This window comes from Sodalis praecaptivus, from assembly GCF_000517425.1.
Classification (GTDB): Bacteria; Pseudomonadota; Gammaproteobacteria; order Enterobacterales; family Enterobacteriaceae; genus Sodalis_A; species Sodalis_A praecaptivus.
Genome location: NZ_CP006570.1, coordinates 16,373 through 41,717, shown reverse-complemented (window position 1 = coordinate 41,717; position 25,345 = coordinate 16,373). Strand labels below are relative to the sequence as shown.

The window sequence follows — 25,345 nt, the reverse complement described above, 5'->3', positions numbered from 1 at the left end:
TGCTCCGGCACCACGGCGGCTTCACGGCGCTATTGCGCCCCGGGTTCCGTCTGTGAGGCATAGAGGGGAATCGGCTGGCCGGCAATATAGCGCTTGCGCAAGCGGGAGGACATGGCGTCCATCGTCATCACCACCGCCACCAGAATCAGCGTAATAAACATCACCACGTCCCAATTCCACAAACGCATATTTTCAGCATACACCAACCCCACGCCGCCGGCGCCGACAAAACCCAGCACCGCGGCTGAACGGGTATTTGATTCCATCTGGTACAGACTCAATGCGAGCAGGGTCGGGAAGGATTGCGTGAAAATACCAAAGCGATGCTTTTGCAGCGCGCCGGCACCCACCGCCGTCAACCCCCTCCCCGGCGATCGCTCCACCGCTTCATGCCCCTCCGCATAGAGTTTGCCCAATAGGCCAATATCCTGCATGACGATCGCCAACACCCCCGCCAGCGGGCCGAGTCCCACCGCGCGAACAAAAATCAGCCCCCAAATGGCCATATCAATCCCACGCATCACATCCAGCAGACGGCGCATCGCCACGGCCACTGGACGCATCTTGACTTCCGCCATGACGTTGCGCGCCGCCAGAAACGAAAGCGGCAGCGCCACCGCCGTCGCGGTCAGCGTGCCGGCAAAGACAATAGCGAGGGTGATAAAGATCTGCGTGACATAGTAGCCAAGCGGCCAATTTGCTACGTCCCGCCAGACAAACATCCGCAGGAAATAACGGGCCACATCGAAGATGCCTTTATCAAACTGTGCCCAACTGATGCCAAAACGCCAGAAAAAGAACGCATAATAGAGCGCCACCGCTAATGCAATCAGGCCCACGCGCCGTAAATACCTGCCCTGCACGGCAAATAGCGCCAGATGCTGACGGCGCATTGATGCGATTTGTGACGATTCTGCGGCGACAATCATTGCCTCCCCTCCACCACCCGTTTACGGATCATACCGGAAACGTTGTCCAGCAATGCCACCACCACGATAATCAGCAGCAGGGTGAGACTCACCTGATCGTAGCGGTCCAGCTTAATATTATTGATAAGCTCCTGTCCTATCCCCCCCGCCCCGACCAGACCGAGAATGGTGGATTGGCGGAAATTGATTTCCAGGCGCATGAAGCTGTAAGACAGAAAAGCCGGCTTCACCTGCGGCCAAAGACCAAAACGCATGCATTGCCAACGGCTGGCGCCGCAAGCGGCCAAACCGCGCACGGGCTTATACGACGCGCTTTCCAATGATTCATAAAACAACTTGGTTAAACTGCCCACGGTATGCAGCGCCAGCGCGACAAACCCTGGGAAAACGCCCACGCCGAACGCCATCACAAACATCACCGCCCAGGCCAGTTCCGGCATTGTGCGCATAAACGCCACGATCGCGCGCACGCTAAACCGCACGATGGGATGCGAGCCGGTATTGCCCGCCGTCAAAAATGACAGAACGGTGGCGATAGCGACCGACAACACCGTGGCGGCGAGGGCCAGATTCAGCGTTTCCCACACCAACGGCAATTGGTAGTGCAGGCGATAACCCCAATACGCCAGCGAGCCTTCGGTATGGCCGTCGGCAAACAGCAAAGGCCAATGTAATACCGGCAACGTTTCACCGAGATAGTCAAACAGATGCGGAATCGCCTTCCAGACTACCGCGACGCTGAATTCGGCATAATGACCGGCGATGACATAGAGCGCGAGAAGGACAAGCGAGCTTAAAATCGCGTCGCGTTTCTGCCTACCGCGGATCTGCTGATAGTAGCGCTCAAAATGTGCGTGGGACATACAGCCACCTTGTCAACTGCCCTCTCACCGTGTGGGAGAGGGCCGGGAGGGCGTATCAGCGACCGCCTTTCATCAGCTCGCGCTTGAGCGCAATAATATTGTCGTAATCCTTCACGGACGCCGGCGTGATGTGCTGGGCACCGCCCATCGCCTTCACGAAACACCCGTGATCCTCGGTGTCCAATTTGTGAATAGCGGCGATCAATTTGGTTTTGAAGTCCGCAGGCAGCTTATTGCTCACCAAAATGGGACCATTGGGAATCAGCGGCGATTCCCAAATGATGCGGATCTGTTTCATCAGATCGGGATGGTCCATACGCATCAGACGACCAAAGGCGCCGCTGGTGTAACCGGTATTGTAATCACCAATCATGGAAGCCCAGGTTACCGCGCCCTCAAACTGCCCGTTCAACACGCCCAGAATGTCCTGCTCATGCCCGCCAGAAAAGGTCACGCTCGAGAAAAAGCCGTTATATTTGTCATCGGCGCTACCGCCAAACATTTTATGGAAAGTCTGGTTGGGGATGAGATAACCCGAGGTCGAATCGGGATCCGCCAAGCCGAACGATTTTCCTTTCAGGTCTTCCAATTTTTTATAGGGGCTATCCGCTTTGACGATAACGACCGAGTGGTAACCCGTAGACTTATCGGTATCGTCTGTCGCGATACCGACAATATCCACCGCCTGCGGATCTTTTAAATAGACCGACGCAAAGGAGGACGGCGACATGCTCAATACCATATCAACTTTGCCGCCCAGTAGGCCCTGAATGACCCCTGAATAGTCGGACGAATTACGTAATTGCGTATCGGTGCCCAGCTCTTTATCAAAAAAGGTCTTCACGCATTGGTTATCGCCAATTTGCTGTGTCGCATTTTGACCGCCCAGAATACCCAGATTCAATTGTTTTGGCGTTTCGGCCCGAGCGGCGGTGAACATCAATATTCCGCCCATGAGCGCGGCGAACGTTACGAGTGTTTTCATTGCTGCGTCCGTTTCCCGTGAAAGTTAGTTTAGTTAAGTTGGATGATGTCTTCGCCATACAGGGTATGAAGAATGTTTTCGTTAAGCTCGGAAGGATGACCGTCGAACACGATGCGGCCTTTTACAATACCAATGGCGCGCGTGCAGTAGGTTTTCACCAGTTCGACGGAATGGAGGTTGACCATCACGCTAATGCCGTTTTCACTCACCTGGCGCAGCACGTCCATAATGCGATGGGTGTTTTTCGGATCCAGCGAGGCCACCGGTTCGTCCGCCAGCAATATTTTTGGGTTTTGCATCAACGCGCGGCAGATAGCCACGCGCTGCATCTGGCCGCCGGAAAGGGTCTCCGCGCGTTGCAGCGCCTGCGGCAACATGTTTAGCCACTCCAGCAGGCCTATGGTGCGGGCGCGATCCTCATCGGTGAAAACCTTGAAAAAGGACTTCAGCGTGGCGGTTTGGCTGAGGCGGCCCAGCAAGACATTGGTGAGCACGTCGAGGCGGGGAACCAGACAGAAGTCCTGAAAAATCATGCCGCACTCGCTGCGCCACTGGCGCATCTGCCGGGGGCTGAGGGTGAGAATATCCTGTTGGCTGCCATCGTCGCGCAGATGAATGATCTGCCCCGCCGTCGCCGTAATGGTTCCGTTGAGCGTATGCAGCAGCGTGGATTTGCCCGCGCCGGAGCGACCGATGATCGCCACCATCTCGCCGGCGTGCAGATCAAAATGGATTTCGTCCAATACCCGCGCGTGGGCGTTATAGGCTTTGGCCAATCCTTTTACCGCCAGCACCTTTTTTTTCAGTGACCACGCCGGCATGGCCTGCTCGGCGGGGACGGGTCGTAAAATTGCCTGTGCCATAAGTTTTACCGTTGCTCAAAAAAACCCTGTGGTGGTCTTTATTAAGGGCGACGCAGATGAAGCGTTGATGACAAACAGATGATGAAAAAAAGGCGCCGTCAGGTTATGCCAACGTAAGCGTCAGCCCGTCGGAAGCGGCGTGGACGCCCGCAGGTAAAGCATGACGCATCAGCCAGTTATCCACTTCATGGCTGATATGCGTCAGCCAGGTGCGCTGCGGTCGCAGCCTTGCATGAATGCCCAATGCGCGCGTGATATCGTTATGATTACGCGGCATCGCTTCGCGCGGCGCGTAGCTACAGTCCAGCACCACCATTGTCAGCGGCTGCCGCTGTAAAAACTCGGCGGTCTCATCCGGTAATCCCACCGTGTCGGTAAGATAAGCCAGCTGTTGATCGCGATAACGGATGAGATAACCGTAAGTGATCTTTGAATGGATTAGCGGGACGGGCGTCAGGGTAAGCGCTCCCCACGTCAGCGGTACAAACGGCGTCAGGAAGGGCTCGAAGTGCAACAGTCCGGGATGGCGGTAGAGATCGTCACACCCTTGCTCGTCTGGAGGTCCATAAACCGGGATGCGTTGACCTCTCCCCCAGCGCAGCGCAAACAGCCCCTGCACATGATCCATATGATAGTGCGTTAGCAGGATGCGCGTGATCTCCCCCGGCGCGAATCGCTGCTCAAGATGGGTCTGGCCGGCATCCAGTAAGATCAGGTCGTCATCACAGCGAATCAGTGCGCTGGTAGCGGTGCGGCGCAGCGCCGGTTGTTGCCGGGCGCGCAGGCAGGCCGCGCAATCACAGCCAAATACCGGCACTTGCTGCACATCGCCGGTCCCGAGAAACGTCAGTTGCATCGACTTTGCTCCAATACGTAGTGGAACGCCGTCAGGGTGTCGTCAAGCGGCCCATCATTGTTGATCTGATAACACCCTGGCGGTATCGAGGTATCCGCTCTCGTCAGCCGCGCGTTAATGGCCGTCTCATCTTCACGCCCGCGCTGACGCAGGCGCTGCGCCAGTACCGGCCGCGAGACCGTGAGGCAGACCGGCAGCAGCCGGCCAGCATAGCGGGGCGTCAGCGCCGGCAGATGCAGACGCGAACCATTTACCACAACGTCTTGGCCACGGTCGAGCCAGAGATCAATCTCAATCCCCAGCGCATAATGCTGCCGGTGCGCCTGCCAGTGAATGGCAAATAATCCCGCCTTTTGGCGGCGGTGGAATTCCGCTTCGCTCAATGCGATGTGGTTCTCCCCGCCGGCATCCGCCGCGCGGGTAATATAGCGGTGCGCCACCAACAGTCCCGGCGGCGCGCTAGCGCGCAACATGTGCAATAGCGTGTCTTTGCCGGCGCCGGATGCGCCCATCAGCCAGATGAGCCGGGCCATCAATAAACCGCCCGCCCCTGCGCCCAGACGCGTTGCACATGCACATGTTGCCGATGAGCCTTCACCAGCAGCAGGTCGGCTCGCTTGCCTTCGGCCACCACACCGCGATCCTCAAGCCCAATCGCTTGCGCCGGATTGCGCGTCACCAGCGCAACGGCGGCCGGCAGATCGTAAGGATTATCCTCGGCGAAGGCGATGCGGAATGCGGCATCCAACTGGCTGGCCGGGTAGTAATCTGAGGAAAGTATGTCCAGCAGCCCGTGGGCGGCGAGCTCGGCGGCGGCAACGTTACCGGAATGCGATCCGCCGCGCACGATGTTTGGCGCGCCCATTAACACTTTCATGGCGCGTTGGCGCGACGCCGTCGCCGCCTCCAGGGTGGTGGGGAATTCCGCTATCACGCTGCCCACCGCATGGGATTCATCCACATGGGCCTCGGTGGCGTCGTCATGGCTGGCGACCGGAATGCCTTGCGCCCGGCACAATGCGGCAATCGCCAGGCGGTTAGGCTGCGACCAACGTTCGGCCAGCGCCAATTGCTCGTGTTCAAAAGCGATCATCTGCGCCTCGCTCAGGCCGTACTTCCCCTGAAAATAGTCGCGATATTTCTCAAGCGACACATACTGCCGCTGCCCCGGCGAGTGATCCATCAGCGAAACCAGGGCCAGCTCCTCCAGCGTTTTCAACTGTTCAAACAGCCCGAGCGTGGAGTCATGGGGCAATTCACAGCGCAGATGCACCAAATGGTCAGCGCGATTCAGGCCGTGCCGGTTGCTATAGCGGATCGCTTGAAGCATTTTTGCCAGATTTTCCATACGATGACCGCCGTCGCGCACATCGCCGACGCCAATGGCATCGAGCACCGTGGTGATGCCGCTTGAAATCATCAGCGCATCGTGACTGCTCATCGCCGAATGGGCCGGCCAGTCTACCTTCGGCCGCGGGGTGAAAAATTTATCCAGATTATCGGTGTGCAGTTCCACCATTCCCGGCATTAGCCAGCCGCCTTCGCCATCGATGGCCTGCGGAAGTTGACTGCCGGTATCCGAAAACGCCTGTATCACGCCCTGTTGGACCGATAACGAGCCTTTGACGACCTCATCTTTCAGTATCAGCTGGACATTATTGATGATCATACCGCGGCCTCCTGAGCCACTGGCTGTAACACGTATAAACGATTGGCGATACGCTCGCGGACCGCGTTATCATGAAAGATGCCGACAATGGCGGCGCCACGTGCGCGCGCCTCTTCAATGAGGGTTACCACCGCGGCGCTGTTGACGCTGTCAAGGGAGGCGGTGGGTTCATCCAGCAAAAGGATCGGGGACTCGGCAATAAAACCGCGGGCGATATTGACGCGTTGCTGTTCACCGCCGGAAAACGTCGACGGCGCCAGACTCCACAGCCGTTCAGGCACATTCAGTCGCGTCAGCAGCGTCCTGGCCCGCGCATCGCTCTCTTCGCGGTCGACACCGCGTTCTAATAGCGGTTGCATCACAATATCGAGGGCGGAAATGCGCGGAATAACCCGCAGAAATTGGCTAACCCAGCCGACTGTCTCGCGGCGCAGGCGCAAGATCTGACGCGCGGGCGCGGCGACCAAATCGGTCCAATCGCCCCGATCGTTTACCCAGATATGGCCGCTATCGGGGAGATAATTTGCGTACAGCGAGCGCAGCAGGGTCGATTTACCGCTGCCGGAGTGGCCATGCAGCACGACACACTCGCCGGCCGCGACCTCGAAACTGGCGTCCTGCAACACCGGCAGCACCGCGCCGCCCTGATTGTGCAGCACAAAGGTTTTCGACAGATTTCCAACGCGCAACATTGTTTTCATGTGTTTTTCCTGAGCCAGACGGGGTGAGCGTTGCCCCTGAGCGTGTTATCGATGGGCGCTACCCCAATACGGACGACACCAACAGTTGCGTGTACGGATGATGGGGATCGTCCAGCACGCGATCGGTCAGGCCGCTTTCCACCACCACACCCTGCTTCATCACCAGCAGACGATGCGCCAGCAGGCGGGCAACACCCAGGTCGTGAGTCACAATCACCACTGCCAGATCAAGATCGCGCACCAGGCCGCGCAGCAGGTCGAGCAGACGCGCCTGGACGGACACATCCAGACCACCGGTCGGTTCATCCATAAACACCAGTTTGGGGTGGGTAACGAGGTTGCGGGCAATCTGCAAACGTTGCTGCATCCCGCCGGAGAAGGTGCCTGGCAGGTCATCTAACCGCGCCAGCGGGATCTCGACATCCTGCAGCCATTGACCGGCTTTCGCGCGAATCTGCCCGTAATGCCGTTCACCCACCGCCATCAGACGCTCGCCGATGTTGCCGCCGGCGGACACCTGAGCGCGCAGGCCATCCATCGGGTACTGATGCACCACGCCCCATTCGGTGCGCAGCAAACGCCGACGATCGCTTTCGCTCATGGCATAGAGATCGCGACCCTGATAGCAAATGCTCCCCTGCTGAGGCGTCAGCCGCGCCGATATCGCTTTCAGCAGCGTCGTTTTACCGGAGCCCGACTCCCCTACGATGCCCAACACCTCGCCGGGATAGAGATTGAAGGACACATTGCTAAACCCTTTACCCGGCGCATACAGGTGCGTCAGATGATCCACCGTTAGCAGCGGTTGTTCCGTAGTCATGCTTGCTTCGCCTCTTGTTGCTGGTGGCAATAATCGGTATCGGAACAGACAAACAGTCGGGTGCCCTGGTCATCCATCACCACTTCATCAAGGTAGCTCTGGCGTGAGCCGCAGAGCGCGCAGGGCGCTTCCCACCGTTGAACATCGAACGGATGATCGTCAAAATCCAGGCTTTCCACCTTGCAGTAAGGCGGTAGCGCGTAGATACGTTTTTCACGGCCGGCGCCAAACAGTTGCAGCGCGGGCATCATGTGCATTTTGGGATTATCGAATTTCGGAATGGGCGACGGATCCATCACATAGCGGTCGTTAACCTTGACCGGATAGGCATACGTGGTGGCGATATGGCCGAAGCGGGCGATATCTTCATACAGTTTCACCTGCATGATGCCGTACTCTTCCAGCGCATGCATATTGCGGGTTTCGGTTTCCCTGGGTTCGATAAACCGCAGCGGCTCGGGGATCGGTACTTGGAAAATCAGAATTTGATCCTCCGTCAAGGACGTTTCCGGAATGCGATGCCGCGTCTGAATAAGCGTCGCCTGGCGCGTGCTTTCGGTGGTGTTGGCGCCGCTGACCCGCTGGAAAAAGCGTCGGATCGATACCGCATTCGTGGTGTCATCCGCCCCCTGGTCGATAACCTTCAACACATCCTGCTCGCCGATGACGCTCGCGGTGAGCTGGATGCCCCCCGTCCCCCAGCCGTAGGGCATCGGCATTTCCCGCCCGCCAAACGGCACCTGATACCCCGGGATCGCCACCGCTTTAAGGATGGCGCGACGGATAGCGCGTTTGGTTTGTTCATCCAGATAGCCGGGGTTGTAACCACTCAGTTCAGTCACGATCGTTCTCCTGGTACGCCTTGCGCAGCCGCTTGACTAACTCCAGCTCCGCCTGGAAATCGACATAGTGCGGCAACTTTAGGTGCGCAACGAAGCCGGCCGCTTCCACGTTGTCGGCATGGGAGAGGACAAACTCCTCATCCTGCGCCGGACTGGTGATACGCTCCTGGTATTCGCCGGTTTGCAGCGCCCGATCCACCAGCGCCATCGCCATGGCTTTACGCTCGGCGCGGCCGAACACCAGGCCGTAACCGCGGGTGAAGAACGGCGGTTCTTCTTCCGGTGCGGTAAAGCCGTTCACCATTTCACATTCCGTCAGCAATAATTCGCCCACCTCTATCGAAAAGCCCAACTCTTCGGGCGCGATGAGCACGGTGACATAACCGGTGCGGATTTCACCGGCGAAGGGGTGGGTGCGGCCATAGCCCCGCTGGGTGGAGTAGCCCAGCGCTAACAGGAAACCCTCATCGCCGCGCACCAACTGCTGCAATCGCGCGGCGCGCGGCGCCGGATAAGCGGGCGGCTGGCGGGTGATATCGGGCGGTTCGCTACCGTCGTCCTCTTCATGCGCCGCCAATCCTTCCGCCGTCATCAGGTCAAACATATGCGAACAGGCATCCAAGGGTTGCTCAGCCCGCGGCGAGGCGGGCGTCTTCCCTTCCGCCAGCAGAGTAAAGTCGAGTAGACGGTGGCTATAGTCATAGGTAGGGCCCAAGACTTGCCCGCCGGGAAGATCTTTGTAGACGGCGGAGATGCGCCGTTCGAGACGCATTTGCCCGGTGTCGAGAGGCAGGCTGTCTGCCACCCGCGGCAGCGTGGTGCGGTAGGCCCGCAGCAAAAAGATCGCTTCCACCAAATCGCCGCTGGCCTGTTTGATAGCGAGCGCGGCCAGCTCCGGGTCGTAAACGCCGCCCTCCGTCATCACGCGATCGACCGCCAGCCCCAGTTGCTGCGCGATCTGGTCGGTAGCCAATTCCCGTTCACCGGCTTCGCCGCGCCGCAGCGCGGCCTGGAGTGCATGGGCGGCTTCAATGGCTTTTTCCCCTCCTTTTACCGCAACGTACATCAGTGCACCTCCACATGCGTTGTTCGCGGCAGCGCCAGCAATTGGCTACCTGACGTGAGAATGAGATCACTGCCCTGCGGAAAATGCTGCGGCCGATCGAGAAGGTAACTCAACACGCGACTCGGCAACCGCGGCGCGATATTCCGTGTGGTCTGAATACCGGGACCGCTTAGCCGCAGCGTCTCACCGCCGTGCAGGGACGGCAGGTCGAGGATTACCGTGGTACTCTCTTCCGGCGACAGCGCGCTGCCGGCGGAAAAGGCGCTTAGGGGTTGATGATTGTCCACATGCAGCACGGCAAAAGGGGCAGTAAAGGCCGCCGTCACCGCAGCGCCGGTATGAAAACGCAGATTGCTCACGATGTCCTCTTGCTGGAATTCGGGGTCCAACCACAGCGGCGTTTCTCTGTCGACCAATGTCATCAACAACGCCGTGGCGGCGGGCGAAAGGCAGCCCCAGGCGGCGATAGTCGGCAGGGTGACAAGGGTGCCCGGTTCGCTGAGCGCTTTCAGAGCGCGGCGAAAGGTGCTCTGTGCGTCCGCCACCGGGCGGGAAAAACCGGCGAGTAAAGTCACGGGTTTTCCCCCCTGACGAGCGTAAAGAAGTCGACGCGGCTGCTGGCGATTTCGCGGGCGCGCAAACTGCGCTGCTCGGCCTGTTCGGCCGCCAGCGGCGCAATAACCCGGCGGTAAAGCTCTAGGGCGTCGCTCTGCTGCTGCAATAGCCCGTCAATCAGCGCGCAAAGTTCGGCATGATCTTTATCGCGGCCCAGGATGTAGCTATACCCGCAAGTCCCGTCATCCAAACGTATCACCGCCCGCGTTATCGTGGCGTCGCCAAGAACAAAACGTCGACCGGTCCCCCCCATGCGCGCCTGCAAACGGGTCAGTCCTGTTTCCGGCGCGCGCAGCCGTTGGTAGCGCGGTGTGATATTGAGAGGTTGCCAGTGATGACGCAGGCGTTCTGGCCGGCTGTGCGCCAGCACCGACATCCAGCGTTGACGGGCTTCGGGTGCGTCCATTTAATGCTCCAAGGTGAGTTCGATCATGTCGGCACGCGTCAGACTGACGGAATACTCCGCCATCCTCCTGCTGCCGGATAATGTGTTGAGGGTGCGAATGCATAAAAGCGGCGACTGCAACGAAATCGTCAGCAGTTTACTGACCTGCGCATCTGCGCGACGGGCGCTAATACGCGTCTGATGGCGGCTGAGAGAGTGGCCAAGTTCTCGATGAATGAAATCGTGCAGAGACCCTTGATTGAAGCGCTGTAGCGCGGGCCACCAGCTGAGATCGGGGAGATAATGGTTAATAACGCAGACCGGGATACCGTTAACGCAGCGCAGCGTGCGCAGGTGTATGACGTTCTCCCCCTCTTTGCAAGCCAGCGCGGCGGCGACATCGGCATGGCAGGGGCGCAGCACCGCCAGAAGGCGCTCGCTGGTGGGATGACTCCCCTGCTCCAACAAATTTTGGCTAAAGCGGGCCTGTGCGTGCAGCGGATAATTATACGGGCGCATCAACACCAAGATGCCGACGCCCTGCCGGCGCTGAACGAGGCCTTTGTTCACCAACTCTTCGATAGCTCGGCGCAGCGTGTGCCGGTTAACGGCGAAACGCGCGGCAAGCTGCGATTCCGAAGGCAGATATTCGCCGCAGCGGTAATGGCTATGTAATTCGTTTTCAAGTTGGCTGGCAATAGCTTGGTAACGTGTGGTCGGATGTCTAGATAAGTTCATCATAAAAAAATTCCCGCCGCCTTGAGCAAGGGACGCCGGTCATTTTCCCGGCGCCTAGAACTGTGCCTCAGCATGGCCTGGGTTTATGACGGCGCAATGACGGTTGGGTGATGAAGGGATGAAACGACATCGTAGGCGACAACAGCCCCTAAAAGCATAATGCGCATTTTCGGTGTCCATCGCCAAGATTGCTTCGGGGGGATGAAACGCGCCTGAGATACGCTATTAATGGATATCAGCAAAAGCGACGGTATTTTATTAATTAAGAAATCAAGAAATTATAATACATAAAATGAATCAGAATAAATTTATGAAATATGATTTCTCAATTCCCCTTATTATCTCTCAATAGCGTTTTTTAAATTCGCTCAATTAACGTCGAATGAGAGAATGCCAACAATAAATCTCGGCAAAAAGACTTATAATATCGGCTTCGCTCGATAAACGCGATCGCACCGAATTTCTCGCCCACTCAGCCATAACAGAGAGAAGCCTCTTCCTGGTGCGCGTTAATATCGTATTTCTCAAGCAGGCCCTATTGACGTTGAGGGTCACTCAGGGACGAACAAAGTTATTTCCCGACTGAGGGGGCCATTCCTGGCGCCCCCGCCAACAGGAGTTAAACATGCATATTATTCATTCTTATATCGTTAAGCCATTTAATCGAGCCATAAGGTCGGACTGGGCAAATCCAATGCTTTATCGTGAGTGGAGAACGTGGGAACAACGCGGCCAAGGCACGGGGGAAGAACGGGGGATTGCGGTCAAGAGACTGATAGAATGTCTAAGGACTGACGCCGAGGAGTTGGATTTAACGTCTCTGTCACTCACGAGCTTACCGGAGAAATTGCCGCCTAACATCACGTCGTTGCAGATAAGCTATAACCAACTGACCCAGCTGCCGCAAAATCTGCCGCTCAAGATCGACCAGCTGGATGCCAGCAATAACAGTTTGTCCTCTCTGCCGAAAAAACTTCCCCCTCAACTCGCCCTGCTGAATATCAGCTATAATTCGCTCACTTCCCTGCCGAAAGATCTCACCCCCTCACTGAAAGTGCTGGATGTCAGTAATAACCAGCTGACTCGTCTGCCGGAGACTCTACCGCCGGAGCTCTGCTCGCTGATTGCCAGCGAAAATAGGCTGACGAGTTTGCCGAAGAAACTACCGCCCGCATTACGATCGCTAATCGTCAATGATAACCAACTGAAGCAGCTTCCCGCCAGCCTGCCATCAACGCTGACCAAGCTGAGTGCCAATCAAAATTCACTTACTTCCCTGCCAACAACGCTGCCGTCTACACTCTATACGCTCAGCGTTAGCTGCAACAGGCTGACTCATCTACCGGAGACGCTGCCGCCACGACTGGAGGCTTTGGAAGTTAGCGCTAACCCGCTGACGCAACTGCCAGAGAACCTGCCGCCCTCGCTATACCGCTTGAACGTCGGCGGCACGCAGCTGTGCCAACTGCCGCAAAAGTGGCCACCCAAGCTAGACTCGCTGGATATTGGCGATACCCTATTGACCGAATTACCGGAAAACTTGCCCCAACAGCTCACCTCCTTAGATATTAGTTGCAACCCGCGCGCCACATTGCCGAAAAATTGGCCGCCTAATCTTACCTACCTGGGCGCCAGCGAGATGGCATTAACGACGCTGCCCGAAAACTTGCCGCAGTCGTTGAATGAGCTGCTGGTGCAATACAATCAACTTACCCACCTTCCAGAACGCTTACCGCTGGCGCTAGCCACTCTCTCAGTCAATAATAATCAGCTAACCTGTCTGTCGGAAAATCTGCCGCCCTTGCTCTTGCGGTTGAATGCCGGTCATAACCGGATCCGCCATTTACCGGTCAATCTGCCGCCCAGCTTGCTACTTCTTGACGTGTCGCACAATCAATTAACTCGTTTATCAGCAGGGTTGGAAACGCTGCCACGCCAAACCTGTTTGGATGTGAGAGATAATTTTTTCTCTTTAGAGGAGCTGTATCGGCTTACGCAAATACATAACGCGAAAGATTACCGAGGGCCGCGGATTGTGTTTTCCATGACAACCACACTTCCGGAGTACCCTATCCGTACGCTGCGTGAATGCGTTTCTACGTGGGGGGCGCAGGCAGTTGAACGCTGGGATGTGATCGAAGCAGAACCGGGCGCCCGCGCGTTCGCTCTTTTCTTGGATCGCTTATCCCGCACCGTTAACTATGGCAATCCCGACTTTAAGCAGGCCATATCGGCCTGGCTGGTTCAGTTGGCAGGCGAAGACCGCCAGGCATTACGCATCCTCACATTCCAAATTGCCGAAGAAGCGGCGCTCAGCTGTGAAGACCGGGTGTCGCTAGCCTACAATGAAATGAAAATGCTGATGTTGTCTAATGAAGTCGAAACGGGACGTTATGATGAACACCTACCCGAATTGATTGAACGGGCTAAGGGGCTGTTCAGATTGGAGAGCCTCAATATTATCGCCAGGGAAAAAGCACGCTCTTTAAACTTCGTGGATGAAATTGAAGTCTACCTGGCCTATCAAATAAAGCTTCGCGACGCGTTATCCCTGCCGCTGGACACTCAGGATATGCGTTTTTTTGAGGTCTCCTGGGTTACGGAAGCAGATTTGGCAAGCGCGAAGGAACGGGTTAAACGCCACGAGGAGAAAGATTTTTTCCATTATCTTTCGACGGAGTGGCAACCGTGGCAGGCCGTGCTTGAACGACTGGATCCCACGCATTATCAAGAAGCGCGTGACAAGCTACAGGCGGCCATGGGCGATGAATTCCACCGGACGCTGGAAGCACGGTTAAACGCTGTTGATTTGGCAGACGATGACGACGCATCGCGCCAATATGGCATTGAGATCAAACGCAACCTTGAACGAGACATCATGGGCCAGCTCACAACGGCATTCCTTGAGCGCCAAGGCCTGTCTTTGGCCTAAGGCGTGTGGAGCGCGCTCCATACTCGCACCTCCCTTAAAATGCGCGGAATGTGACTTAACGAGCGTTAGCGGGGACATACCAAGCGCAATTGTAGTTCGAGCGCAACGCTTGGCGAAAAATCCTCGACTTCCTTGCCTTACTTTCCCCGCATGGCGACAGGTTTCGGACTGGCTAACCTCTTTACGCGGCATGCCGCCTTCCTTTAACCGCTCAACGCGTTGAGCGGTTTTCCGCTTTATATCGCACAGGGACTCATGTTTTTACCCTATTTGCATGCAAATTCGATAGCCCGCACACACGCGAGTGACAATGCGCGTATCTTCTTACACATGGCATTACACCAATGAGGAGGTAATAACATCGACAATAAATAGCGTCTACGCTGCTGTATTGGCAGACAGCATCGCGACAGCATTGAGAGAAATACGCTAACCCGGATGATAAAACCAAAGGTTGCAGAACAGCCGAAGGGTCCCTATGGGTTTAAGAAGCGCAACCCGCGCCGCTTAAAGATTATTTTTTATGATAAGCAATGTATGCAATTTGGAAGGGTTTCATCGCAAATTAATTCTGATGAGGGCATACGACATGGCAATGCTGATTAAAAGTGAGACTTATTCGTCGATATATAGAACGATTAGCGATGCAAGGATAAATCATATCAAGACAGCAAAAACCAAAGCCGACGCCACGGCAATGGGCTTATGGGATAAAATCAAAGACTGGTTTTGTGGCACCAGAAAAGCAGAAGCGCTATCCCACCTTTACGATCTAATTCATCATGATGATACCTCTGAGCCGCAAAAAGTACTGCAAAAGATAAAAGCTTTCCACCACCTGAGCACCATGGCAGGAAAAGCGTATCAAGACAATTTTCAAGCCGTCATCACTGAGAATCCCAACGGCAGTTGGAACATTGCCTTCACCATTGCGGAGATACTGCAAACAACGTGTTCTCTTGGAAAAATACTGAACGGTGAGGTCACGCCTGCTAACATAACAGCCGGTGAGCAGCAGACAGGAAACTTAGCTTACGGTAAGCCTGGACACCTTAATGGGTTGTTTTTTGCTGACCTGCAAGTCTTTTTAGCACAACAAAACATCGCCCATCCTGGCACCACACTACATAATTCGGCGATGGTCAGATTGGCAAATTTGGCGAGATTTAAGGTCAATGCGGTCATTGAATGTGCAACCTTCACACAGATTGCGCATGCAATTCCGCCCAAGACCCCAGACACGGCTATTCTGGTTTTGCAAGATACACCCTCAGGCCATCCTATCTTTACGTTTGCGGATAAACATCAGCTTCATCACTCAGCGCAGATGCGGCAAAACGCCGCCAAAGCAGCCGCCTATTTACACGGCCTTGCGGAAATCAAAGGCTATGTAACATCCCATCCCGAGGTTGATTTGGCTGACGACGTCCTAACGGCGGGGAACATAAAAACAGTCAGTTCCCATCTCCTTACTAATTTGATAGAAAAGTACAGGAAGGCGCCGCCAACGACGATCAATCTTGAGGAGACCTATAAAACGCCCACCGAGGTCTCATTTCTGTGGATGGGCTTTTTGCGCCACGCTGCTGGCCAGTTAACCTATAATTTAAGGCTGTTGGTTAAGCAGTTGCTTTACCAACACCAAGAGCGCTATTTACATCACAAGGAACTTACGCTTCGTTCAACACGTGCTTCGTTGATAAACGACAGTCGGATACTGCGCCATGCAGGATTGGCGGCCCTAGCCGATAAAGCTGCTACAAAACGCAAAGGCGGCACCCCATGCTTATTGGACCAGCTGCCAAAATCGGAGGCGGGTCTGCATGCCACCCGTCTGCATGACAATATTTATGGCCGGGTGTTTGACACAAACTGGATAGCACAACTTGTCGTTAACCCCCCTGCTGAAGTCGTCGCCGCCATGACGACCATAGCACGGTATTATTCTTCCTATCTTGAGCATTTACTCCCCGATCAGCAGCAGACGGTACTGAAAAAGCTGCATAACCAAATCGTGCAAGATAGACGATTTTGGTTCAAAACCTTTCCCGCCATGGAACATTTATCTCACCCGGCGTTTGCATGGCCGGCATACGTTGAAGAAGTGCAAAAGATACTTCGCTCTGAAATCAAAACGGGTGAGCACTGCATTGCCATTCCCTACTTAACGGTAAAACTTTTCAACGCCACTAACGATCTTCCCATAGCAGAGCATAAACCTTGGCAGATTATGACAAATTTAAGCTACCGCTGGTATATCAAGCCACGTACTGGCCGCACGGTTGAAGATAGGGCCTGCGCCGAAGCCAACGTTCTTCCCACACCCGCCGCGGGCATAACCCTGCGTTATCAGCCTCCTGCGGTCAGCGACGCGGAGAAAATGACGGCCGAACGTCGACCCTGTAATCACTATCGTATTCCCGCAAGTCGCCTGCTCGCCAAGTACCCTGCGGTGAAAACGGCTTTGCGCCATGGATTACCTTACTCCGGTGGCGTTTCCGGTTCTACCGGCATTATGCTTTCAGTGATCAAAGAACTGATCAAAAAAAAGGAAAATATTGATTTACGCATGGGTTTGCTTGGCACAATTATGTTTATGAATTATGACGGCGGCCACTCCATTCACGAAGCCCTTTGGGTAGCCAATTTAAAAGGGATTAAGGTCGGAAACGCTAATGATAATAAAAGCCACTTGAACGGGTTTATTTCCGATTACGAAGCGTTTAGAGCTCTTTACCAGGGTACCGAATGCGGAAAGGCCCTTGATAACGCCTTAGCAATCGCTTGGGAAAAAACTAACGGCTACCTCACCGCGAATAGTGTTTACTACCAAACGATAGTGCCACCGCAAAAGAAAAAACAGGGCGGTTGAAACGAGCCAATATGCCTTCCGGTCGACAGCATCAGGATTAAGGTATCCTAACAAGCACGCCTTGGATCCTTTCCTTGCCCAATGAGGAGGGCAAGAAGGGGATCCGGTAGGTGGGCTAAAAGTTTACCAATCGAGGAAATGCATTGGCCGTTCAGGCAGAGCAGCGCCCCGAAAATCAGCGACCTAGCCGTTTTGGCCTGCAAACATCTCTCGAATACGGCCGGCAATGTGCAACGCATGCGTCTCAAGCGCGAAATGCCCGGTGTCCAATAGTTCCACTTGCGCGTTGGGGTTATCGCGTTTATAAGCCTCTGCACCGGCCGGAATAAAAAAGGGATCATGCTTACCCCAGATAATTAGCGCCGGTAGCTGCGTTTGACGAAAGAAAGCCTGAAACGCCGGATAAAGGGTCAGATTGTTCGCATAATCCAGAAAGAGATCCAACTGGATATCCTTATTACCCGGACGTTCCAACAGTAATGCATCAAGGTAATACGACTCAGGCGCCACGGCGAGCGGATCCGGTACGCCATGCAGATACTGCCAGCGCGTCCCCTCCAGATTTACCACGGCATCGCTGACCACCCGACGATTTTCGGCTGAGGGACAAGCCCAATAAGCGCGAACGGGATCCCAGGCGTCGCCCAGACCATCAAGATAAGCATTACCGTTTTGCGAGATGAATCCCGTGACCCGTTCGGGATAAGCGAGCGCCAGACGCAGGCCGGTTGGAGCGCCATAGTCAAATACATACATCGCATAACGTTGAAGTCCTAATTTATCGACGAAATCGGTCAGCGTTTTGCCAAGCGCATCAAAAGTGTAGCGGTACTGGCGCGCCTCGGGCACGTCGGTAAAACCAAAACCGGGAAAGTCAGGCGCGATCAGATGAAATTTATCGGCAAGTCGCGCTATGAGTTCACGAAACTGGTGAGACGAGCTGGGATAACCGTGCAGTAGCAGCAGGGTCGGATTGGCCGGATCACCCGCTTCACGATAAAACACGCGGACACCATCGGCGTCAGCATAAGCATAACGTAGTGTTGGGGACGCTTGCAGGGGCATAGACTCACTCCTATTGTAACTGTTAATAACAAAAATAAAGGTTACATAGGTTTAAGTATGCCTCGTTTATGTAACTTGTCAAACGACTTAAAGAGGTTACAAAAAACCGAGCTGTGATAGCTAATTGACCAAAACAAGTCATGATGAATGGCAAAACTTGCAGCAGTAAGAGGCCGAACAGGGTCAGTTGGCGCGTTTTCTGCGTGAGCAGAAAGTGATTTTATTTGAAATTGTAACTTGAAAAATCACATTTATCCGGTTACCTTTAGAAAAAAATTAGGTATGGAGGGCTTGATATGACCGACCGCTCCTCGTCCCATCCGGAAAACGCACAGTTATTTCTGGCCGATCACCCGGTATTGGATTTTCTCAATACCGTGGCACTATCTGAAGGAAAGCCACGGGATTTACTACAGTCAGACGATGACGTTTTACACTGGTTAATGCAAGCAGGATTGTATTTCGGCGATGACAACGCGCGATTTGCCGCCGGTGACCTATTGCATGAAGCTCGTCATTTGCGTGATATCGTGCGCAGTCTGGTGCAGCGGAAAAAACAAGCCTTGCCCCTTGACGTCACGGCGATGAATCATTTCCTGGCGTCGTGCAGCAACTACACGCAATTATTTATACCGGCAGACCATCGCCTAGCCAGCCGGCGTATTTATCCCGTACCCTCCCCTGCGGTATTATTGGCGCCCCTGGCGGAGCAAGCAGTAGCGTTACTGACAGACGGTAATTTTGCGTTGGTAAGGAAATGTGAGCATCCGGACTGTATTCTCTGGTTTTATGACAGAACCAAAGGACATCGCCGCAGATGGTGCAGCATGGCGCTCTGCGGCAATCGGGCAAAAGTCGCTAAATTCCGTCATCTTCGCAAACAGGTGCATTGATTCGTTAGTCCCTTTTAACAGTTGGAGCGGTAACAGCTCCACCGCGACTTATCCTTATAATTTTCAACAATCTGTTCCTGGCGCGCGGCTGACGCCTGTTATAAACGGCAAGCGTAGCAGCGGAAGGAGCAGCTGAGGGGGTTCGGGCTATTGGTCAAATAAGCAGGTGTATAATGAGCGCAATTAATTCCGGGTTGTTCGCAATAAATTAATTAAAACGTGTAGACGCGGGGTTGACCTGTGCAAGCCTATTATCATTACCGGTAGACGGTGCTTTCGTTTACCTTACCTCGAAAGACACGTCGCTGAATCCACCGTGAAATTGACGATGACTGATTGGGCTAAATATTATGTAACATAGTGATTTTTAATATTTTATAAAAAAAAGACGTATATTGAGGCTAATGATGACTAACCGCATCGCAATTGTCGTGATCACTGGCGCTATCGTTTTATCGCCCGTTCATGCCGGCGTTGATTTCAAATCCGCCTGTTTAAATTGGAGCGGGAATAGATATGAACAATTCGCCAAAATAAAAAGAGTCAACGCTATACATATAGCCAAAGGATTCAAGAAAACGGTTAAAATAGGCATCTATCATTATTCTATCCATGATGATAACCCTTATATTTTTGATGTTGCTAAAGCAGCTCATTTGACCAATGCATTTGTTAGCGTGTGTTTACGTTCCAATAGCGCAACCGGGGACGAGTTAGTGGGTATCGAGCTAGGCACTCAATAGGCTAACGATTAACCATGAAAATTACGGCACTGTTGTTAGTATTTATCGTCATGCACAGTCATGCGGTCAATATCCACCCAATCGTTTATCGCGCCGACAGCCGTAAAATCGCCGATATTTCTGCAGCGGGAGGGATGTTCCCTTGGGGACTCGACCATCTCGACCCCGACACCGACCTTATTCATCATTTTGAGGGGGAATCCCTGGAAGAAAGAGGAAGCGTGTTCGTATCCACATCCTCATCGTTGGCGCAGGTTATTCAGCACGCGTCATCCCTGGCTCGGCCAAACAGTGAGGAACCCTATGATCACTCCTTTGTAACCTATATCTATGCTATCAGGCCCACGCAGGATTTTTATGACGTAGAAGCATCCATCCTAAACCGACGAAACGCCCTCCCCAATGAATCCCCTTTACGCACCCGGCTCGACAGGCTGCTCCATGATTATGGCGGTATGGAAGAACTGGTCGCCGTCAATGGCATCCCCTTTGATCGCATCATCGGCTTTATCAGGATAGATGGAAATATGTTGAACCGGTATGGCGTCTCACCCGGCTCGCCCTTATTGTCGGAGACGCATTGGAGCAATCGCTGGGAAAGGGCAGGCACCCGGTACGAAACGCGTTATAATATACAGGGCAGCTCTCCTCAGCCCTACCCTATTGTCGCAGTCAACGCCGAACCAACGGGTAGCCGCCGCGTGGTACGAAATGGGACCGAACGCGACGTTCCCCTTTCTTTTTCCTGTAAAGGCGTCGGAGAGCACGGTGCAAAACGCAGCAAACGCGCTTTGGCACGCGCATGCCGCGATCACCAAACTTTGACACTGTCTAGCGAGATTTACGACCGAGGATTATTTTTAGCCCTAACCGATACCGTGCCCTGACCCTTGCGCCATGGTGCGCTCCCACTGGCGGGACCCGGGCAAACGGGACAACCCTAACCCCTATCCCCGGTCCTTGTTAGCCTGAGCCCCCTCCCCGATAGCGCTTAGCGTTACGGCCTAGCCGCGGTACCGTCCGGCAAACGGGCGTTAGTCCATTGCGGGATACCCCCGGAGACAGGGTATTTCGCCGCCTCGCTTTCATTGATATCTACGCCAAGGCCGGGTTTATCGGTCAGATAAGCATAGCCACGCTGTACCTCCGCACAGCCGGGAAACACATCACGCAGGGCATCGTTAATGGGGGTATATTCCTGAATGCCGAGATTGGCCACGCTCATATCCAGATGCAAATTTGCCGCCACGCCTACCGGTGAGATATCACCCGGCCCATGCCAAGCCGTCCGGACGCCATAAAGCTCAGCGAATGTCGCGAGTTTTTTTGCCGGCGTGATACCGCCGAGGGTACTCACGTGGCAACGGATATAATCAATCAACTGATGCTCAATCAGCGGTTTCCATTCATTGATTTGGGTGAACAGCTCGCCCATCGCCACCGGCGTACTGGTTTGCGCGCGCAGTTTACTTAGCCAGTCAATATTTTCGGGCGCGACCGGATCCTCTAGAAAGAAAAGCTGATACGGTTCGAGAGACTTCGCCAACTGCACGGCAGCGATGGGCGTAATACGCTCATGAACGTCATGAATAAATTCTACGCCGAAACCAATTTTATTACGCAGGTGCTCAAACAACCGCGGTACCGCGCGGGCATAAGCGTCGGGGTCAAAATAGATCCCCGGAGTTTGAGTGCGAGGAGATACTTTTGGCTGGATATTGCGGGCCTTTGCCAATTTACCGGCTATCAGACGCAAATCTTCCGTACCGGCTCCGCCATACATCCCCATCTGGCAGCGGACATATTGATATCCCTCCTCCATACGGGCGCGGATGGCGTCTTCAACTTCACTTTCATCCGCCCCATCGCAATGCCGGTACAGCGCGACGCCATCACGACATTTGCCGCCGAGCAGATCGTAGACGGGCATATTCGCGAGTTTGCCCTTCAGATCCCACAACGCCATATCGATACCGGACAATGCGTTATTCATAACCGGCCCGTTGCGCCAGTAGCCGCTAACCGCCGCTGATTGCCAAATATCTTCGATACGGGCAGGATCTTTACCGATGAGGAAAGGCTTCATATAGTTATCGATAGCGGCGGCGACGGCGAAAATACGCTGGGTAAAGGTCGCGCAACCCAGGCCATAAAGCCCCGGTTCGCTGGTTTCCACCTTCACAACCACCAGGTCAATACCGCCGGGGGCCGTCAAAATGGTTTTCACGTCGGTGATAGTAAGCTTGCTCATTCATATCTCCTATAGTCAAACCTAACCTGTATGATGTCCTACAAGTATGTAGTTCGGTCTTTTCTCTACTCTCATTCCCTTAAGGGTGTCGTGCGTCCTCAAGTGCCTGTACGTTGTGCGTCATAGCCGCATTCAATGTTTCGGTCGCCGCCTGCGCATCGCGGTTTTTCAGCGCCATAAACACTTTGATATGCGCTTCAACACTCTCAAGCGTAATGCCAAGCACCCGGTTGAGCTCTTCCAGGTAGTGAATATAGATGCCTTTGAGCGATTCCATGACGTGAATAAAGATTTTATTGTGCGAAGCTTTGACGATGGCCAAATGGAAATCGAAGTCGGCCTGGGAATACTTTTTATAGTCATCCTTATTGACTAACATGCGGTTCAACGCCTGTTCCAGCTCTTTAATATTATCTTCAGTGGCATTTTTCACCGCCAGCGCCATACAGCGGAATTCGACCGTCTGACGAAATACATACATATCATCGAATTCTTCTCGCGACAGGTGCAGTATCGGTTGGTTATCGCTGAAGACATCATAGCGCGCGACGTCACGCGTCACGTAGGTGCCCTTGCCCTGGTGGGTTACCACAACGCCCAGATCGCGCAACTTTTGCACGGCGCTTCTGACGCTGACGCGGCTGACCTGAAAAGTCTGGGTAAGCTCCGCCTCAGAAGGCAGCTTACATCCTGGCTCCCAGGTTCCATCCTGAATATGCTTCTTCATTTGCTGATAGATGACGTCAACGACATTCTGCTTCTGTACGCTTTCAATTCCCACTGCCATGGCTTCCGCTTGTCCTACATGTTAACGCCTGTTTTATCCTGTGGCGGTACCCCTGGCAAGTGATTATTTTTTGCGGCGCAACGCTAAGGACGGAAAACGTTGAAAAAACGCCATATTAATAAGACAGATACCGCAACTTAACGGTAAAACTTACCCGCCCATCAATTCGCCAATTTTGTGAAACGTGCAGCATTTTAGCAATAGAGTCATTGCCGTTCCTTATCGCCTCAAGTAGAAAGAAACACACAACTTGTTAGTCATGTTACATGTGTGGCATTATGCTACCACTCTTCGATCTATCCGGTAAAACTGCGCTTATCACCGGGTCAACGCGCGGTTTGGGTTTTGCCTACGCGGAAGGCCTGGCCAAGGCAGGGGCGAGCATCATTTTAAACGGCACGCGGGAAGAAACGCTGGTGCAAGCGTTGGCGCGGTTGCAAGAAAAAGCCATCGACGCGCGCGGCTTCCTGTTTGATGTCGCCGACGAACATGCAATTGAAGAGACTTTCCGCCAGTTGGACCAGGAAGGCGTACAGGTGGATATCGTTATCAATAACGCCGGCATTCAATTTCGGCAACCTTTGTTGGATCTGGCGCTTAGCGATTGGCAGCGCGTGATCGATACCAACCTGACCAGCGCCTTTTTAGTGGCGCGTGCGGCGGCAAAGCGCATGGTGGCGCGCAACCGCGGAGGAAAAATCATCAACATCGGCTCACTCACCAGCGAAGCCGCACGCGCGACGGTGGCACCCTACACCGCCGCCAAAGGCGGTATCAAACTGCTGACAAAAGCGATGGCCGCCGAATGGGCGCCGTTTAATATTCAGTCCAACGGCATCGGGCCGGGCTATATCCTCACCGATATGAACAAAGCACTGGTCGAAAACCAGGCGTTCAACAGCTGGGTTTGCAGCAGCAACCCCGCCGGCCGTTGGGGCAGACCGGAGGAGTTGGTCGGAACGGCGGTCTATCTTGCCTCAAGCGCCTCCGATTATGTTAACGGGCAAATGATATATGTCGACGGCGGTTGGCTGGCGACACTGTGAACACGGGCCGTCCCCCGTTCGCCTAGAACAATGCCCACAAACGGTTAAAGGCAGATGCTGATTATGAAACCTACCCGCACTCGACTGACTATATTAACGATGTTATTTGTGGTTACCGCCATTAACTATATGGACCGGGCAAACCTATCCGTCGCCGGTTCGCATATCCAGGGCGAACTTTCCCTCTCCGCAACGCAGCTCGGCTTACTGTTTTCTATGTTTACCTGGTTTTATGCCATGAGCCAGATTCCGGTTGGCTATCTCCTGGATCGCATTGGTTCACGCTGGCTGTACGGGAGCGCTATCGTGCTCTGGAGCATCTTCACGCTATTGATGGGATTCGCCTCGCACAATCTCTTCACCACCGCCACCGCTTCATTTATGATGCTCTTGGTATGCCGAGCGTTGATCGGCGTGGCGGAAGCACCTTCTTTTCCATCCAACACCAAAATTATCGCTACCTGGTTTCCAGACCACGAACGCGCCCGAGCGACCGCGACCTATTCCAGCGCGCAATATATCGGCCTGGCGTTGCTGACCCCGCTATTGTCGTTTATCGTCAGTCGATGGGGATGGGAGATGTCGTTTTACCTTTCGGGCGCGGTGGGTATCGTCTTTGGGATTTACTGGCTCATTGCCTACCGTGATCCACCACACAGCCGCAGCGTTAATCAGGGGGAACTCGATATCATTCGGGCGGGCGGCGGTTATGGCGCCAATGGTCAACGCCGCGCAAGCGAGGATATTAATTGGCGCGCCATCAAATATATTTTACGCCAGCGCATCACCTGGGGCCTGTTTGTCGCTCAATTCGCTGCCTCATCCACCCTCTATTTCTTTCTAACGTGGTTCATTGTTTACTTGGAAAAAGGGTTAAACATGCCCATTGATAAGGCGGGTGTGGGCGCCATGTTTCCTTATTTGATGGCGATGGCGGGCGTGTTGTGCGGCGGAACGTTAAGTGATTTGCTGCTCAAACGAGGTTTTTCGCGTACGTTCGCCCGTAAAGTACCCGTTATGTCCGGCATGCTGTTGACGTGTTCCATCGTGTTGGTCAACTTTTTCCAATCAAGTCCAGCGATTGCTATCACCATCTTGTCGATTGCTTTTTTCGCCAATGCCTTTTCAAATCTCGGATGGGTGGTATGCAGCGATGTAATACCGCGCCATCTCATCGGCACTATTGGCGGCTTTTTGAATATCTTCGGTAATTTGTCCGGCATTGTTAGTCCCATCGTGATTGGCGTAATTTTACAAAGAACGCAAAACTTTCAATACGCCATGTGGTATATCGCAGCGGTGGCGCTGGCGGGCTTCTTGGCTTATGTATTTTTGGTCGGAAAAATAGAGGTGCTGACGCCGCCTGAAAGGTCCTCAGGGCCTAACCCAAACGAAAAATCCGAATCGCCTTACAACGCTTAAGT

At 54.2% G+C, this 25,345-nt stretch carries 24 protein-coding genes; 7 read left to right on the top strand and 17 right to left on the bottom strand.

The annotated features are described in order from the left end of the window. Positions 1-29: 29 nt before the first annotated feature. From phnE (SANT_RS21105) to phnF, 14 genes are all read right to left on the bottom strand, one after another. Entirely contained in the window at positions 30-929 is a 900-nt protein-coding gene (gene phnE / locus SANT_RS21105) for a phosphonate ABC transporter, permease protein PhnE (protein ID WP_025424206.1), read from the bottom strand. After that, positions 926-1,792 (bottom strand): phosphonate ABC transporter, permease protein PhnE, encoded by an 867-nt coding sequence (gene phnE / locus SANT_RS21100; protein WP_025424205.1) that lies wholly within the window; start codon positions 1,790-1,792, stop codon positions 926-928. The genes phnE (SANT_RS21105) and phnE (SANT_RS21100) overlap by 4 nt, the downstream gene beginning before the upstream one ends. Positions 1,793-1,847: 55 nt before the next feature. After that, positions 1,848-2,777 (bottom strand): phosphonate ABC transporter substrate-binding protein, encoded by a 930-nt coding sequence (phnD, locus tag SANT_RS21095; protein WP_025424204.1) that lies wholly within the window; start codon positions 2,775-2,777, stop codon positions 1,848-1,850. A gap of 29 nt (positions 2,778-2,806) precedes the next feature. Beyond that, on the bottom strand, positions 2,807-3,640 hold the full coding sequence (phnC, locus tag SANT_RS21090) for a phosphonate ABC transporter ATP-binding protein (protein WP_025424203.1): 834 nt from the start codon (positions 3,638-3,640) through the stop codon (positions 2,807-2,809). A gap of 103 nt (positions 3,641-3,743) precedes the next feature. Next, the gene (gene phnP / locus SANT_RS21085; RefSeq protein WP_025424202.1) at positions 3,744-4,496 is read right to left on the bottom strand and encodes a phosphonate metabolism protein PhnP; all 753 of its coding nucleotides are present in this window, start codon (positions 4,494-4,496) and stop codon (positions 3,744-3,746) included. Then, on the bottom strand, positions 4,487-5,029 hold the full coding sequence (phnN, locus tag SANT_RS21080) for a ribose 1,5-bisphosphokinase (protein ID WP_025424201.1): 543 nt from the start codon (positions 5,027-5,029) through the stop codon (positions 4,487-4,489). The genes phnP and phnN overlap by 10 nt, the downstream gene beginning before the upstream one ends. Next, complete coding sequence (gene phnM, locus SANT_RS21075; protein ID WP_025424200.1) at positions 5,029-6,165, bottom strand: alpha-D-ribose 1-methylphosphonate 5-triphosphate diphosphatase; 1,137 nt, start codon at positions 6,163-6,165, stop codon at positions 5,029-5,031. The genes phnN and phnM overlap by 1 nt, the downstream gene beginning before the upstream one ends. Beyond that, entirely contained in the window at positions 6,162-6,866 is a 705-nt protein-coding gene (gene phnL / locus SANT_RS21070; protein ID WP_025424199.1) for a phosphonate C-P lyase system protein PhnL, read from the bottom strand. The genes phnM and phnL overlap by 4 nt, the downstream gene beginning before the upstream one ends. 58 nt (positions 6,867-6,924) lie before the next feature. Continuing rightward, positions 6,925-7,686, bottom strand: a complete 762-nt coding sequence (gene phnK / locus SANT_RS21065; RefSeq protein WP_025424198.1) for a phosphonate C-P lyase system protein PhnK — start codon at positions 7,684-7,686, stop codon at positions 6,925-6,927. Beyond that, entirely contained in the window at positions 7,683-8,528 is an 846-nt protein-coding gene (locus SANT_RS21060) for an alpha-D-ribose 1-methylphosphonate 5-phosphate C-P-lyase PhnJ (RefSeq protein WP_025424197.1), read from the bottom strand. The genes phnK and SANT_RS21060 overlap by 4 nt, the downstream gene beginning before the upstream one ends. Next, complete coding sequence (locus tag SANT_RS21055; RefSeq protein WP_025424196.1) at positions 8,521-9,594, bottom strand: carbon-phosphorus lyase complex subunit PhnI; 1,074 nt, start codon at positions 9,592-9,594, stop codon at positions 8,521-8,523. Before SANT_RS21055 ends, SANT_RS21060 begins: the two co-directional genes overlap by 8 nt. Continuing rightward, entirely contained in the window at positions 9,594-10,169 is a 576-nt protein-coding gene (gene phnH, locus SANT_RS21050; protein ID WP_025424195.1) for a phosphonate C-P lyase system protein PhnH, read from the bottom strand. Before phnH ends, SANT_RS21055 begins: the two co-directional genes overlap by 1 nt. Further along, the gene (phnG, locus tag SANT_RS21045) at positions 10,166-10,615 is read right to left on the bottom strand and encodes a phosphonate C-P lyase system protein PhnG (RefSeq protein ID WP_025424194.1); all 450 of its coding nucleotides are present in this window, start codon (positions 10,613-10,615) and stop codon (positions 10,166-10,168) included. The genes phnH and phnG overlap by 4 nt, the downstream gene beginning before the upstream one ends. Beyond that, the gene (phnF, locus tag SANT_RS21040; protein WP_025424193.1) at positions 10,616-11,335 is read right to left on the bottom strand and encodes a phosphonate metabolism transcriptional regulator PhnF; all 720 of its coding nucleotides are present in this window, start codon (positions 11,333-11,335) and stop codon (positions 10,616-10,618) included. Between the two features lie 622 nt (positions 11,336-11,957). On the opposite strand from phnF, the gene SANT_RS23095 reads away from it, so the two are divergent. Together SANT_RS23095 and SANT_RS21030 are read left to right on the top strand one after the other, a co-directional pair. Further along, positions 11,958-14,264, top strand: a complete 2,307-nt coding sequence (locus SANT_RS23095; RefSeq protein WP_081730524.1) for an NEL-type E3 ubiquitin ligase domain-containing protein — start codon at positions 11,958-11,960, stop codon at positions 14,262-14,264. Between the two features lie 589 nt (positions 14,265-14,853). Next, entirely contained in the window at positions 14,854-17,136 is a 2,283-nt protein-coding gene (locus SANT_RS21030; RefSeq protein ID WP_158500176.1) for a hypothetical protein, read from the top strand. A gap of 183 nt (positions 17,137-17,319) precedes the next feature. Here the strand turns inward: SANT_RS21030 and SANT_RS21025 are convergent, their stop codons facing one another. Next, positions 17,320-18,201: an alpha/beta fold hydrolase gene (locus SANT_RS21025; protein WP_025424190.1), complete on the bottom strand. Its 882-nt coding sequence runs from the start codon at positions 18,199-18,201 to the stop codon at positions 17,320-17,322. A 296-nt stretch (positions 18,202-18,497) separates the two neighbouring features. Between SANT_RS21025 and SANT_RS21020 the strand changes: the two genes are divergently transcribed. The 3 genes from SANT_RS21020 (at position 18,498) to SANT_RS21010 (ending at position 20,724) form a co-directional block, all read left to right on the top strand. Next, positions 18,498-19,094, top strand: coding sequence for a CGNR zinc finger domain-containing protein (locus SANT_RS21020; protein WP_025424189.1), 597 nt, complete (start codon positions 18,498-18,500; stop codon positions 19,092-19,094). Positions 19,095-19,498: 404 nt separating this feature from the next. After that, positions 19,499-19,837, top strand: coding sequence for a hypothetical protein (locus tag SANT_RS21015; protein WP_148296369.1), 339 nt, complete (start codon positions 19,499-19,501; stop codon positions 19,835-19,837). A 14-nt stretch (positions 19,838-19,851) separates the two neighbouring features. Beyond that, positions 19,852-20,724 carry a hypothetical protein gene (locus tag SANT_RS21010; RefSeq protein ID WP_025424187.1) on the top strand — a complete coding sequence of 291 codons (873 nt, stop codon included), beginning with the start codon at positions 19,852-19,854 and terminating at the stop codon, positions 20,722-20,724. Positions 20,725-20,834: 110 nt separating this feature from the next. Here the strand turns inward: SANT_RS21010 and SANT_RS21005 are convergent, their stop codons facing one another. Further along, complete coding sequence (locus tag SANT_RS21005) at positions 20,835-22,088, bottom strand: enolase C-terminal domain-like protein (protein ID WP_025424186.1); 1,254 nt, start codon at positions 22,086-22,088, stop codon at positions 20,835-20,837. Positions 22,089-22,167: 79 nt separating this feature from the next. After that, positions 22,168-22,869 (bottom strand): FadR/GntR family transcriptional regulator, encoded by a 702-nt coding sequence (locus SANT_RS21000; protein ID WP_025424185.1) that lies wholly within the window; start codon positions 22,867-22,869, stop codon positions 22,168-22,170. Between the two features lie 284 nt (positions 22,870-23,153). Here SANT_RS21000 and SANT_RS20995 point away from each other — a divergent pair, with 284 nt between their 5' ends. After that, complete coding sequence (locus tag SANT_RS20995) at positions 23,154-23,921, top strand: SDR family oxidoreductase (protein ID WP_025424184.1); 768 nt, start codon at positions 23,154-23,156, stop codon at positions 23,919-23,921. A 63-nt stretch (positions 23,922-23,984) separates the two neighbouring features. Next, the gene (locus SANT_RS20990; protein ID WP_025424183.1) at positions 23,985-25,343 is read left to right on the top strand and encodes an MFS transporter; all 1,359 of its coding nucleotides are present in this window, start codon (positions 23,985-23,987) and stop codon (positions 25,341-25,343) included. Positions 25,344-25,345: the final 2 nt, after the last annotated feature.

Coding starts and splice junctions, on each gene's coding strand:
- SANT_RS21020 (WP_025424189.1), top strand. CDS start 18,498: ATGACCGACCGCTCCTCGTCCCATCCGGAAAACGCACAGTTATTTCTG.
- SANT_RS21005 (WP_025424186.1), bottom strand. CDS start 22,088: ATGAGCAAGCTTACTATCACCGACGTGAAAACCATTTTGACGGCCCCC.
- SANT_RS21055 (WP_025424196.1), bottom strand. CDS start 9,594: ATGTACGTTGCGGTAAAAGGAGGGGAAAAAGCCATTGAAGCCGCCCAT.
- SANT_RS23095 (WP_081730524.1), top strand. CDS start 11,958: ATGCATATTATTCATTCTTATATCGTTAAGCCATTTAATCGAGCCATA.
- phnG (WP_025424194.1), bottom strand. CDS start 10,615: ATGGACGCACCCGAAGCCCGTCAACGCTGGATGTCGGTGCTGGCGCAC.
- phnE (WP_025424206.1), bottom strand. CDS start 929: ATGATTGTCGCCGCAGAATCGTCACAAATCGCATCAATGCGCCGTCAG.
- phnE (WP_025424205.1), bottom strand. CDS start 1,792: ATGTCCCACGCACATTTTGAGCGCTACTATCAGCAGATCCGCGGTAGG.
- SANT_RS21030 (WP_158500176.1), top strand. CDS start 14,854: ATGGCAATGCTGATTAAAAGTGAGACTTATTCGTCGATATATAGAACG.
- phnD (WP_025424204.1), bottom strand. CDS start 2,777: ATGAAAACACTCGTAACGTTCGCCGCGCTCATGGGCGGAATATTGATG.
- phnP (WP_025424202.1), bottom strand. CDS start 4,496: ATGCAACTGACGTTTCTCGGGACCGGCGATGTGCAGCAAGTGCCGGTA.
- phnC (WP_025424203.1), bottom strand. CDS start 3,640: ATGGCACAGGCAATTTTACGACCCGTCCCCGCCGAGCAGGCCATGCCG.
- SANT_RS21025 (WP_025424190.1), bottom strand. CDS start 18,201: ATGCCCCTGCAAGCGTCCCCAACACTACGTTATGCTTATGCTGACGCC.
- phnL (WP_025424199.1), bottom strand. CDS start 6,866: ATGAAAACAATGTTGCGCGTTGGAAATCTGTCGAAAACCTTTGTGCTG.
- SANT_RS21015 (WP_148296369.1), top strand. CDS start 19,499: ATGATGACTAACCGCATCGCAATTGTCGTGATCACTGGCGCTATCGTT.
- phnM (WP_025424200.1), bottom strand. CDS start 6,165: ATGATCATCAATAATGTCCAGCTGATACTGAAAGATGAGGTCGTCAAA.
- SANT_RS20995 (WP_025424184.1), top strand. CDS start 23,154: ATGCTACCACTCTTCGATCTATCCGGTAAAACTGCGCTTATCACCGGG.
- SANT_RS20990 (WP_025424183.1), top strand. CDS start 23,985: ATGAAACCTACCCGCACTCGACTGACTATATTAACGATGTTATTTGTG.
- phnN (WP_025424201.1), bottom strand. CDS start 5,029: ATGGCCCGGCTCATCTGGCTGATGGGCGCATCCGGCGCCGGCAAAGAC.
- SANT_RS21010 (WP_025424187.1), top strand. CDS start 19,852: ATGAAAATTACGGCACTGTTGTTAGTATTTATCGTCATGCACAGTCAT.
- phnF (WP_025424193.1), bottom strand. CDS start 11,335: ATGATGAACTTATCTAGACATCCGACCACACGTTACCAAGCTATTGCC.
- phnK (WP_025424198.1), bottom strand. CDS start 7,686: ATGACTACGGAACAACCGCTGCTAACGGTGGATCATCTGACGCACCTG.